This is a genomic window from Loigolactobacillus jiayinensis (genome assembly GCF_003946445.1).
Taxonomy (GTDB): domain Bacteria; phylum Bacillota; class Bacilli; order Lactobacillales; family Lactobacillaceae; genus Loigolactobacillus; species Loigolactobacillus jiayinensis.
The window spans coordinates 1-11,719 of record NZ_RHOF01000021.1 but is presented as its reverse complement, the minus strand read 5'-3'; the positions used below and the strand labels follow the sequence as shown (position 1 = coordinate 11,719).

General features: G+C 36.0%; 12 protein-coding genes and 1 pseudogene. 7 read left to right on the top strand and 6 right to left on the bottom strand.

The genetic code is table 11. From position 1 onward, the window contains the following. Window positions 1-41: 41 nt before the first annotated feature. The 5 genes and pseudogenes from EKM80_RS15180 to EKM80_RS06630 all read right to left on the bottom strand — a co-directional run bounded on the left by EKM80_RS15180 (window position 42) and on the right by EKM80_RS06630 (window position 4,851). Window positions 42-467 (bottom strand): LytR/AlgR family response regulator transcription factor, encoded by a 426-nt coding sequence (locus tag EKM80_RS15180; protein WP_225418828.1) that lies wholly within the window; start codon window positions 465-467, stop codon window positions 42-44. Window positions 468-723: 256 nt separating this feature from the next. Beyond that, window positions 724-1,149 (bottom strand): YjdF family protein, encoded by a 426-nt coding sequence (locus EKM80_RS06645; RefSeq protein ID WP_125552334.1) that lies wholly within the window; start codon window positions 1,147-1,149, stop codon window positions 724-726. A gap of 558 nt (window positions 1,150-1,707) precedes the next feature. After that, window positions 1,708-1,869, bottom strand: coding sequence for an ATP-binding protein (locus tag EKM80_RS06640; RefSeq protein ID WP_125552333.1), 162 nt, complete (start codon window positions 1,867-1,869; stop codon window positions 1,708-1,710). Window positions 1,870-1,875: 6 nt separating this feature from the next. After that, the gene (locus EKM80_RS15175) at window positions 1,876-2,109 is read right to left on the bottom strand and encodes an ATP-binding protein (protein WP_125552332.1); all 234 of its coding nucleotides are present in this window, start codon (window positions 2,107-2,109) and stop codon (window positions 1,876-1,878) included. Window positions 2,110-3,822: 1,713 nt separating this feature from the next. Next, window positions 3,823-4,851: pseudogene (locus EKM80_RS06630) on the bottom strand (IS30 family transposase). Between the two features lie 94 nt (window positions 4,852-4,945). On the opposite strand from EKM80_RS06630, the gene EKM80_RS06625 reads away from it, so the two are divergent. The 7 genes from EKM80_RS06625 (at window position 4,946) to tnpC (ending at window position 9,952) form a co-directional block, all read left to right on the top strand. Further along, a complete protein-coding gene (locus EKM80_RS06625; RefSeq protein WP_125552331.1) occupies window positions 4,946-5,278 on the top strand; it encodes a hypothetical protein in 333 nt (110 codons plus the stop codon). Further along, entirely contained in the window at window positions 5,271-6,062 is a 792-nt protein-coding gene (locus EKM80_RS06620) for a carboxyl transferase domain-containing protein (protein ID WP_125552330.1), read from the top strand. The genes EKM80_RS06625 and EKM80_RS06620 overlap by 8 nt, the downstream gene beginning before the upstream one ends. Further along, the gene (locus tag EKM80_RS06615; protein ID WP_225417370.1) at window positions 6,055-6,750 is read left to right on the top strand and encodes an accessory gene regulator B family protein; all 696 of its coding nucleotides are present in this window, start codon (window positions 6,055-6,057) and stop codon (window positions 6,748-6,750) included. The genes EKM80_RS06620 and EKM80_RS06615 overlap by 8 nt, the downstream gene beginning before the upstream one ends. Further along, on the top strand, window positions 6,747-7,457 hold the full coding sequence (locus EKM80_RS06610) for a 5'-methylthioadenosine/adenosylhomocysteine nucleosidase (protein WP_125552328.1): 711 nt from the start codon (window positions 6,747-6,749) through the stop codon (window positions 7,455-7,457). The genes EKM80_RS06615 and EKM80_RS06610 overlap by 4 nt, the downstream gene beginning before the upstream one ends. A gap of 381 nt (window positions 7,458-7,838) precedes the next feature. Next, window positions 7,839-8,015 carry a hypothetical protein gene (locus EKM80_RS14830; RefSeq protein WP_160315714.1) on the top strand — a complete coding sequence of 59 codons (177 nt, stop codon included), beginning with the start codon at window positions 7,839-7,841 and terminating at the stop codon, window positions 8,013-8,015. Beyond that, window positions 8,005-8,358: an IS66 family insertion sequence element accessory protein TnpB gene (gene tnpB / locus EKM80_RS06605; RefSeq protein ID WP_010011941.1), complete on the top strand. Its 354-nt coding sequence runs from the start codon at window positions 8,005-8,007 to the stop codon at window positions 8,356-8,358. The genes EKM80_RS14830 and tnpB overlap by 11 nt, the downstream gene beginning before the upstream one ends. A gap of 64 nt (window positions 8,359-8,422) precedes the next feature. Beyond that, entirely contained in the window at window positions 8,423-9,952 is a 1,530-nt protein-coding gene (tnpC, locus tag EKM80_RS06600) for an IS66 family transposase (RefSeq protein ID WP_125552327.1), read from the top strand. Window positions 9,953-10,339: 387 nt separating this feature from the next. On the opposite strand, the gene EKM80_RS06595 is transcribed toward tnpC, so the two are convergent. Then, window positions 10,340-11,473 (bottom strand): GHKL domain-containing protein, encoded by a 1,134-nt coding sequence (locus tag EKM80_RS06595; protein WP_125578949.1) that lies wholly within the window; start codon window positions 11,471-11,473, stop codon window positions 10,340-10,342. Between the last annotated feature and the right edge of the window lie 246 nt (window positions 11,474-11,719).

Here is an 11,719-nt window from a genome sequence, read left to right as displayed (position 1 = left end):
GGTGTCTTTTTTTTACCATTTTGGCTGGGTGGCTAACTTAATTATAAAACGCGCGGAATTATTTTATTTGAGGAAAAATGATGAATATAGTTTAGATTAACTATAAATGATCTGTAAACTTGAACAAACTTGTATTTTTCCAAGATCTTAGCATAGTGATTTAGTCGTCCATGGATTAAAAAAAGGTTTTTAGATGTTACTATTTTGATAATTCTTTTAGGTGAACTAATTAATTCTATATAAACTATTTTATTAATTTGTATATTGATTGAATCGATTGAGTTAACTGACCTACATTCAATAAACTTTTTATTCTTCTTTTCGCTTATATTTCTAACTGCTTTTAGCAAGATTCTACATAAATTATCAATCGTTAAGGGTTTTAAAATGTAATTTTCGGGATGGGTATTAAAAGAATCAAAAACGAAATTCGGATAGTTGGTGAGATAATATAGGTCACCACACATTTTAGAACCGTCTATGAAATTATTGATAACCTGAATACCATTTTTTGATTCGTTTTCAAACTCTATATCTAAAAACAAAATAAATTCTTCGTTAAGTGATGTTAGCTTATTTATTAGTGTTTCCGTGTTGCTATAAGAGAATATTTTTAAATTTAAATTATATTGGACATCTAAAGTAATTAACATTTTTTTAAAGCTTTTAAGAAATTCTAAATTATCATCGCATATAATTATATTCATATAACCCCCGATATGCCTAGTGCCCCTTATGTTTTTGTTGTCGCTTTTTTTTTGTGAGTTGAAACTTTTTTTCTTTTTGTTCCAGTTTATCAGTTCTTCTATTTGTACGCTTTACTTTTTTTATTTCATCATGTTGTTTTTTTATAGCATTTTGTGCTTTTGTGCCAACCGCTTTATTCTGTAATATCTGTTTTTTTACGACTCTTTGTAATCTTTTTGGGTTGATTTTTCGATGTTGAATTATAGAATCTGAAGTTGTTTTGTAAAAATTTAGTTTTTTCCAATTGAACAAAATAAAGTAATAGATATCTTCAATTTTAGGTTCAGATGGACCTAAAGTTAAAGTTGCTACACTGTAAGCTTTATTTAAATGTTCTTCAAAAATAGCCTTATAAAAAGGTGATTCGAAAACTATCGTGCAACTCAAACTATTATTATTCAAAATAATACCTCCATAATGGTAAAAATTTCACTTTCTATGGGAATGGACGACCCGGAGGAAGGCTACTGACGATTTAATCGTGTTTGGACTACCGGCCAAAACTGTGTTTTTATCCCAATGCTAATACAAAGTATAATTACTTTTTTGAATTAGTCAACGTAAAGTTCATTATTAATATTATATATAATGATAAGATTATGATTTGAAAACTAGTTAAGTGTACTTTTAAATTATCTGAGTAGCAAGAAAATAGTTGTAACGTACATAAATGTAAGGAAAACGTAATCTATCTTGTCGTATCTTATTGTAATACAATAAAACAATTCATACGGTAAAAAAACTCAATCGAGTGATATCCCTTACAAGATCCACCAGTCTGATTATTCTGGCCTAGTCTAAGCCATCATTTCGGGCCAAGTGAGCTGCTTAGTCTTTTGACTGGTAATCTGGAGCTTAAGCTACTTAAAAGGAGTTGATCAAATAATTAATCCAGAATCGTTATTTTATGCGTATTAAGCGCTTATTTTTAACTGAAATTAACTGTGATCTAGCTGTTGCTCAATCTAAAATAGCATCGGCCGCAGCGCTGCCACCAAGATGTTCGTGCCAACCTTCAGCTTTAAATTGTGAATAAAGGATTGTAGCTTGCTGGCGATAACGATGCTCAACGGATTCTAAATTGTCTTGCTGTGCAATCTCATTTTCTGAAACATTCGTCAAGGATCACTAGTTCACAATTTTGATATAGCTTGAGCACTTTCTATAAGTTCCTTGTGCTTGCACTAGTTCTAATTCGACCAATAAATCTGGTAAGTAAATATAACGAACTTTATAGTCTAATTGGCAAGCATTATACTCTAATGCACATGCTAAGTAGCTTTTTCCTGAGCTCGTAGCGCCAGTGAAAATAATATTTTTGGATTCATTAATATAATGATTGCTGACTAGATGCAAAAACACTTTTTATAACTCTGAGCCGTTGCCGGCGTTCACATTGCCATTATTCTATCAAATGTCTGCTGATTCATTTTTGATCATCTTTTCTGTAATAATCGTTTCCGCGTAAAATTGCATGTGTTTGATTACCTTTAGTCGGAGGTCGCTGTACTTGTAATGTTGTTCAACCGTATAACTTTCAAGCAGTTGTTGAGCTACTTTGGCTACGTTCGGACCAATTTCTTGTGTCCAATTGATGAAACGTTGTGCGTCTCACTCAGTCGCTTGACGATGGTTAGCATATGATCTTTATTTGTTGCGTATTGGTCTGGTTGAACAATCAAACGTTAATGTAAACGGGTTCTGATTTGTTGAAAAAGTTTTCAATAAGATGTTGGGTGATTCTGACATTGACCTTATGCTTGGAGTCTTCGTAAGGAACGGAATATTACATTTTATACACGAAAATATGATAATTATATTGGACTGCAGCAATTTTCCAGCCAACCATATTCATAACAATTTACTGGCAATAGTTGTAATTGTGATTGCTCTTCCAATTAGGAATATTTCAGTCTGTGACCAGCATCTTTTTGAAATACTTTATCATTAAATTTTTTTAGTAATGCTTTAACAGCTAAGTTAGCCTCGTAAACTGTATGGAAACTTCTATGGCGTAAGCGTGCCAGTATATTGGTAAAGACCTTACCGATGATTCCTTTTATACTAACATTCATCTTACGTGTTCTAACCTTTACAGAAAGCATGACCGTATCATAGTAGTTGGCTGATTTATGATAGTGTTCATTTAATATGATCTCATCATGACGTGGATTTAGTCACGCCAGTTTTCTTGTTTTATATAGCTATATTGGCTATAAGGTGAGGTTGCAACGAATAAATATACCGTAGTTATTTCACCAGTATCGGCACTAATACTATTGATTACTTGGCCGGCCAAATCAACTTCAATTTTCGCACCACGTTAATGTTCAAAATAAGTAGTTGCTTTGTTGGTTTCCAGATAACAATTAAAGTAGACGCAAAATTGGGCATATTGTAATGGTAGTTTATCAGTCAGCTGATAGTGGTGGACATACTCTTTCAAGAGTAGCTTTTGGTTACACTCTTTTGCATAGTCCAGTAGCTAACAAAGTGCTGCCATATTTGAAATGTAGCTTTCTTATTTTTAAAAAAATAATTCGACTAATTCAGACTCAGTCAGGAACTTGATCTCCGTCCCACTGCAGTCAAAGTATTGACCGTTTTAGTGGCTGTGTTTCGTGAGCCTCCCATTGAACAAATGACTCAGATTCACATATACTCGGCTCGCCTAGAAGTGAAATTGTCGGATTTGCTAAATAAGAATAATCGCCTATCCGCTTTCCATGACTTTAACGTTGTTTTTCTTGGTGAATTGGTGATGAAATTACACGGAGAGTGGTAGTGTGCCGTGCATCTTATCGTCTACGACACTGTGGTACTTCAATCATTAGGACTTTCTAGGCTGGCTTTCAAGTCTAACCTAGAGAGCTTTTTGTGTTGAGTTATATTAAGTTGCTCAACAATCGGTTCAAGTAAGGAATATGTGAAGTAATAGAGTGTGGTTTAGAACGTTAAAAATGTAACTTGGAACATAAATTTATATATTCCCAAATTGCAAGAACAAATTAGCCACGCAATAAATCCCGGTAAGACAGTATTTTCATTGATATTCATATTTTAAAGATTCAATCTTTAGCCGGCGGCAGCGGAGAAAAGCTCTTTTGGGGTTTGGTAACCTGACTGCCGGCGTGGTAAGTTGTTTAGCTTGGCTTCCACTGCTTGGATATCACTAGGGCCTAAAGTATCCATGGACAGGCCCTTAGGCACATCACGACGGATCATTCGATTATGCGCCTCATTTGTGCCTCGTTCTGAAGAGCGGTAAGGGTGGGCATAATAAAGGTCGGCAACGCCGTCAAGCACCGTCCCCGCCGCTGCGAATTCTGCCCCGTTGTCAGCGGTAACGGACTTCATGATGTGCCCGTATTCTTGGCAGATCTTAGCCAGTTCGTAGTTGACTGAATCGGTGTCACGGCCATCAATCAAACGCAGGATCTGACAGCGAGATTGGCGCTCGATCAGCGTTAGAATGACACTTTCTTGGCCGTTACGTTTACCGACTACGGTATCCAACTCAAAGTGACCGAACTCTTGGCGCTGATCAATACTTTTAGGTCGCTCTTCGATACTTCGTCCGGCCAGACGCTTATGCTTGGGTGAATGGTGGTGTTTGGTGCGGCGCCGGTTTTTTTCGAGCAGATCAAGATTACGGACTTCAAGTAGTTGCGCATCGATATAGTGGTATAACGTCTTGGTCGAAACCATCTCCTCAGGTTGATATAAGCCTTCAAGTTTAGCACGGCCCACCGCGGCATCAGGCGACTAATCGTCTTGGTGCAAATGGGCCGTAAAGTAGTGGATAAAGTCAGCGACACCAGCGAGTTTCAAAGGTCGATGACAGGACATTCGGTTAGCTTCGTATTTGGCCTGTGCCGCTTCTGGCGAGTACTCGCGGTGATATTGCCGTTGACCGTTCACTTTTTTAACTTGGTCGATCTCACCACGGCGTAGTTCATTACTGATTGTTTGATGACAAACGCCGATAACTCTAGCAATTGCGCGGTTAGAGTATCCTTGGCTGTGTAGCGTGGCGATTCTGCCGCGTTCAAATGAAGTTAGGTGGTGACCTTTTTCTCGGACTGTGGTATTCTGTTCTTGCATCAAGACAATAACCTCTTTCATTTTTGTGTTGGAACATCAATGATAACAGAGATTTGTCTTGGTGTTTTTTATTTTTTCAATTAGCTGGATCTAATTGGCTAACTTGATTATAAAACGCGCGAAAATATTTAAGAAACAAGGTAATTGTTTAATAACTGTAATGTGTGATCCATGTATGGGCGGAATGCTTGCATCCATTGCTAGTATTGGTAACTTTTGCATTTCTGAACCAAAGGCTCAAATTGGGTTTGCAGGATTAAAGGTTATCGAACAAACAGTTGGAAAAAAATTAGATTTGAATGACCAACTTGCTGAGAATGTCTATAGAAATGGCTTTTTAGACGATATTGTTAAAAGAGAGGATATAACTAACTGGATAGAAAGAGTAAGTACAATGCTGAAAATTGGAGGTACATCAAATGAATAGATTTGTGAATGAGGTGAGGAGTCTTAAAAAAATAAGTACTCTCAACCTAGTGAAAAATTTAACTGATGATTTTGTACCTTTATTTGGTGATGGACATGAAGGAATTGATGATGCTCTCATTAGTGGGCTTGGACTTATGAACAAAAAAGCAGTGATGATTACGGGTATCCAGAGAGGAAATAATGCTGCCGAGAGAACTGTAACGCATAATGGCAGCTTGAGACCAAAAGGTTATAGAACCTGTTTTAGATTATTTGAGCAGGCAGAACAATTAAATATTCCAATATTGACAATAATTGATACTCCTGGAGCATATTGTGATTTGAATTCCGAGAAGAGCGGTCAAGCGCAAGCTATTTCAAAATTGATTGAAAAGATGAGTATACTGAAAGTCCCAATTGTTTCACTAATTTTAGGGGAAGGCGGTAGTGGTGGTGCGCTTGGTTTGTTAGTATCTGACTATCGTATAGCCACTAGTGTTTCGATGTTATCTACGATTTCCCCAGAAGGGTATTCTGAGATAATGTGGAAGAAAGTATCACCCCAAAATTCTGATCGTGCACTCAATGAATTACATGCAATACCAGAAGAATTAAAAAAAGAAAACGTTATTGATCTTATCATTGAAGAGCCTAATCTAGTGAAAAATGAGACTATATTTCATTTAGGTCAAACAATTGATGGGGCCTTCCAAAAATATCTTAATTTAGATAAAGAAGAATTGATAAAACAAAGACAAGATAAGTTTGATTTAATAGGACGCAAATATATTGAATATGCATAAAATGAAATTAATCATAAAGCGAAAGTTTAATAAAATAGTCATTAGATTAGTAGATTCGTTAGCTGCGAAGGATGAACAATTATGTAGGGAAAAAGAATTTTTAAGATATATGATTTTATCTCTTTTTGTCAGGTTAATGATGTTTTCTTTTGCTTTTACTTTGAGTTTAGTAACTAATCATTTACTGAAAGGTGCTTTTGTGCTTTGCCTGGTAATTTGGTTGAGAAGCGTTTTTCCGGGGTGGCATGCAAAAAAATTTATAACCTGTTTTTTTCTGTCAATCACCTCTTTTGTTTTCATGCTACAAGATTTTAAATGGATGAATATACAATCATTAGTTGTTATATGGTTTTTCGATCAAACTATCATTTTATTTTATTTGTTAACAAATAAAAATAAGAATATTTATAAGCCTATAGCGCTTTTAGTTGCTAATTTTTTATTTTTGGTTGCTGAAAAGTATAAATATTCTTACTACTTTGCACAATTTGCGGTGCTTATACTATATACTATAAAAATGATAAAGGGGACTCACTTAATGAAAAAAATTAAAAAAAAGTTAATTATGCTTGGGTTAAAAATATCGGTAAGATCTTACTGTGTATGGTTTGCATATGAAGTTCCTAAAACTAAAAAACTGAATCAATCAAAACTGTTTAATGCTTTGAAGGGAGAAATAACTAAATGAAAATAGGTATTATTGGGGCAATGAATGAAGAAGTAAAAATCTTGAAAAATAAGATGATAAATACCGAATCAAAAATGATAGCTAATTCAGATTTTTGTATTGGCTACATTGATGGCGTTGAAATTATTCTTGTCCAGTCAGGTATAGGGAAGGTTCAAGCAGCTATTGCGGCAACCATTCTATCAGAAAAATATCATCCTGATATGATAATAAATACTGGTTCGGCTGGCGTAATTGGTAAAAATTTGACAATAGGTGATATTGTTATTTCTAAAGAACTAGCATACCATGATGTTGATGCGACAGCTTTTGGGTATGCCTATGGTCAACTACCACAACAAGTTAAACGCTTTAGTGCAAATAAAAAATTAATAGCTCAAGTCGAAAAAGCCGCTAATAAATTTTCGTTAAAAACTAGAGTAGGTCTTATTGTTTCTGGAGATCAATTTATAGCAAGTGAAAAGCAGAAATATAATATTTTAAAACACTTCCCAGATGCGTTAGCAAGTGAGATGGAAGGTACAGCAATTGCACAAGTAGCTTTGCAATTTGAAATTCCGTTTGTTGTTATTCGCGCAATGAGTGATGTTGGAGATGAAAAGGCTGGGGTTAGTTTTGATGATTTTATTATAGAAGCCGGTAAAAGATCGGCTTTAATGGTCATTCAATTAATTCAAGAAGTAAGTGATAAGCAGTTAACTAATTAAACAAAGAAGTGATCATATTTCTGTAAGCAGTGAATAATTGATCGACCAATGTACGAATTAAAATGGATTAACTAAAGGTTGAGAGTATCCAAATAGCCTCAAACTCTTACTGGTTATGAGCTTGAAGGCTAAAAAGTAGTTAATTTAGTTGTCACACGCCATTGGGGCTGGGACAAAAACCAGCTCTAAATAAATAAGCAGTTTGTAAAACTTAATTCTAAGTTTTACAAACTGCTTATTTTTGAGGCTCTTTGTCAAATCCTGTTGATGAATAGCTTTTACAGAGTTGAAAGTCGTAAGCACCCAATAACTGACCGACTATCAAACTAACTAAATCCAAGTTATGATTACCTCATCAAATAATTGGTGAGGTGATTTTTATTGGCAAAACCCGATATTGTACAAATCAAAATGGATCAATCTGAACCACAGCTACGCGCAACAACCAAGGCGCTACAAATTAAGGTTGGCACAAATAAATCAGTGATCGTCTACAATCGCATTAATAACTATATTTTAGAAGCAATTTTAAAGGCGGTGTTCACCGATGATCATTGATCAACGGCAAATTCGCCAAGTCTATTTAGTGTGCGGTAAAACAGATCTTCGCCGCGGCATCGACGGTTTAGCCGGCGTTGTTCAAGATCAATTTGAATTGGATCCTTATAATCAGGCGCTCTATTTATTCTGTGGTACTAGGAAAGACCGCTTTAAGGCGCTCTACTGGGACGGTGATGGCTTTTTATTACTTTACAAACGAATTGAAAATGGGCGGTTACAGTGGCCGACTAATCAGAATGCATTACGCAAACTGAATGCCAAACAATTGCGGCGATTACTCAGCGGTTGGTCGTTAGACGCCACTATTCATAAAACATGTCCACCTGGACATGAAAAATAACTATTCAAGCTAAAGGAGACGTGGTAAACTCAATTCATAAAATACGGACTGAGTAGGTGGGCTAATGACCCCAGAAGAAGAAATTGCGGCGTTACGCAAACAGGTGGCCGAATTGACAGAGATGGTCGCATACTTGACGAAAAAACTTTATGGTCAAAAATCAGAACAAATGGACCCTAATCAGCTGTCTTTACTGGAAGGTAATGACGGTGTTTTTAGCGCGCCAGAGCAAACTGGCCAACAAAGCAGCGCCACAGATCAAGTACCGGCAAAGAAAAAGCGTAAAAAAACCCGGCAAGAAAGCTTAAGCCGCCATTTGGCGGTTAAAGAAACAATGATTGATTTAACTGGCCAACAGTGTGACCAAGGTCATAAGCTAACCAGCGTTGGCAAAAAGTTTGTCCGTGAAGAACTGCATTTTATTCCGGCTAAACTCTATCGTGAGCGTATTTATACGCGCACCTATAAGTGCCTTGAATGTGAACTAGAAGATGGGATTGCGCATTTAATTCAAGCGCACACACCAGCAGCTTTAATTCCGCATAGTCTCGCTTCAGCTTCGGTGGTTGCCGAGATCATCTGTCAAAAGTTTATCTTAGGTACGCCGTTATATCGGCAATTACCCAACTGGAAGCGACTAGGTATCGCACTTTCAGAAGCCACGGCGACCAACTGGATCATTAAATCAAGTCAAATGGTTGCGCCAATCTACGACCTATTGTGGCAAGCAATCAGCGCGCAGCGCTATTTGCAAGGTGACGAGACCCCAATTCAAGTACTACGTGAATCAGGTAAAGCCGCAACCGCAAAATCCTATATGTGGGTGGCCCGAACGGTCAAACAATGTCCCCAGCAAATTATTTTATATGCTTATAGCAAGACACGTTCAGGCACTTTTGCCCAGAAACTATACCAGAACTTCACTGGCATTCTACAGTGCGATGGTTATGCCGGCTATAACTTGTTAGCAAACAGTGTGACTCGGGTCGGTTGTTGGGCCCATGTGCGGCGTAAGTTTTACGATGCCGCCCAAGTTAACGGTAAAACAGTAGCAAGTGTCCCCCTGACATTGATCGATGAGATGTTTGCCCATGAACGACAATGGCAGCATTTTTCCCCGCGCGTGCGGCGGCGTAGACGACGTAGTCAGATTCGCAAGCTACTTAAGCGCTTCTGGAAATGGATCGCTTCGGCACAGGTACTACCTAAATCACGTTTAGGCAAGGCAATCACTTACGCCGTTGATCAAAGGCCGACCTTAGATCGGTTAATCAATATTGGCATGATGGACTGGAGCAATAATGCTTCTGAACGCAATATGAAGCGTCTTGTGATCGGCCGAAAAAACTGGCTTTTCAGTACGAGTCCAGCCGGAGCCAGATCAACCGCCATTTGGCTAACTTTAATTGAAAGTGCCAAGGCCAACGGCATTGATCCACGAGCTTACATTACTTATCTGTTAAAAGAACTGCCGCAACAACCAGATTTCGCCGATCCGGCGCAGTTAGCGTTTTATTTACCATGGCATTATCCAGGTGCTCGGCATCAAAATAAAAAAACAACGGACAAGCATCAAGCTAAAAATGCCGCCTAACAAAAGACAACCAGATTTCTCAAAATCGAGAAGTTTGGTTGTCTTTTTAAAACGGGTGATTATTTACCGCTTACAATTTAAAATCAAACAGCGCTATTGATTCGAACCAAAAAGTTTCGGATCAGTGGCGCTGCTTTTGATTACGGTCGTTTATTGGGTGCTTACTTTTTTCTGACATAAAAGCCCTCCAATATTCTTGATAGAATTAGAATACCAAGGATTTGGCGGGCTTCATAGATGGGCTGTTGTTTACTGCTTAACCTGCTTACTACTGCTTACCAGAGTAACGCAAAAGACAACCCGATTTCTCAATTTCGAGAAGTTGGTTTGCCCTTTTAAACAATCTATTATTTACTGCTTACACTTATTAGGTATGAATTAGAAAGATTAGAAATTAATAATGATTGTAATGCTATAATTATCACCTTTTTTATCTATTATTACGTTACCACCGTACTTTGCTACTGTCTCCTTAACTATACTTGTTCCCAGTCCATGATGTTTAGTTTTATTTAAAAGTTTTTCTGTTTTGACTGTATTAATAATTTTAAAATAAAAAATAGAATCATTATAAATGAAATTTATATATGCAGACTTTCCATCGCTTATATCAGCATGAAACAATATATTGTCAAGAATATTGCCAACAATTAAAGATATGTCTTTATCGGTAATTATCTTTGTTAAAGGATCAACATCGAAATTAAAACTCACAAAGGTAATTTTATTATCTAGTGCCAATTTAAAATTATTAATTTGAGCATCTATGATAATATTTCCAGTTTGCTGCATATAATTATTTATTTTCTCCTGCTGATTAGGCAGTAATTCCCTTATAAGATCTTTAGCATCAGTGTATTTATGATTTTCTAACAAAGTTAATAAGGTTACCAAGTACTTTCGGAAATCATGTATTAATTTACGTTGTTGTTCATATGATTCTAAGCGAGAAGAATAATTTGAAATCATCAGGGAAGATCGTTTATTTTTGGAATCTAATTCTAAATTTCGTTCGATAAATAACTGAAAAGAATATATTATCATGAAAGAAAATTGATTGATAATAATTACTATTATTAAGCTTAACAATACAAGTTTATTTTGATTGATTTCATTCTTTATAAAGGTGAGTAAAATACAGGATAATATGGGGATTGGGAAGATAATATACCAATAAAAAGATATTTCTTTGATTCTTATATTTTTAATAATGGCAATTATGACAAGAAAAGACGATTGAAAAAGAAAGCTGGTTAGAATTATTAGATTATTTTGACTTGAATAACTCAAGTGATCAATGGAATTTCCTAAAATTAAAGTACTGAATAATTCGGATAAAGCACTAATGAAAATATAAGTTGCAGCAGCTATAGTTATTTTTCTAAAGTTGATTTTTAGTATATTAAGCGATATCAGTGTAATAAAAAAAGATAACAAGCCATTTAATAGATTCGGGATATCTATTATAGTAGTAATAAAGTACTCCAAACCGGACACTATAACAAAAATAATTTCAGTCAATAAGTCTTTATTCGTTTTTCCTACTATAGTGGTACAAATGTAAAATGCCAAAAGCGCCTGAGTCAAACTCGTGAAAATTGAAAATGAGATAGTCAAAATAAATTAAACTATGGCAAAGTCTGAATACTCACGTCTGAAATCATTTTTAAATTTCCGACCGAGAGGTAAGATATCGCCTTGTTTAAGAATTATTTTATTCGCAAATTGCAATAGTAAATTAGCCAGTACCGATAAAGCACACAGACG

Bases quoted from the DNA above. Each gene is read 5' to 3' on its own strand.
- tnpC (WP_125552327.1), top strand. From the start codon at position 8,423: ATGACCCCAGAAGAAGAAATTGCGGCGTTACGCAAACAGGTGGCCGAA.
- EKM80_RS15180 (WP_225418828.1), bottom strand. From the start codon at position 467: ATGTGTGGTGACCTATATTATCTCACCAACTATCCGAATTTCGTTTTT.
- EKM80_RS06610 (WP_125552328.1), top strand. From the start codon at position 6,747: ATGAAAATAGGTATTATTGGGGCAATGAATGAAGAAGTAAAAATCTTG.
- EKM80_RS06620 (WP_125552330.1), top strand. From the start codon at position 5,271: ATGAATAGATTTGTGAATGAGGTGAGGAGTCTTAAAAAAATAAGTACT.
- EKM80_RS06615 (WP_225417370.1), top strand. From the start codon at position 6,055: ATGCATAAAATGAAATTAATCATAAAGCGAAAGTTTAATAAAATAGTC.
- tnpB (WP_010011941.1), top strand. From the start codon at position 8,005: ATGATCATTGATCAACGGCAAATTCGCCAAGTCTATTTAGTGTGCGGT.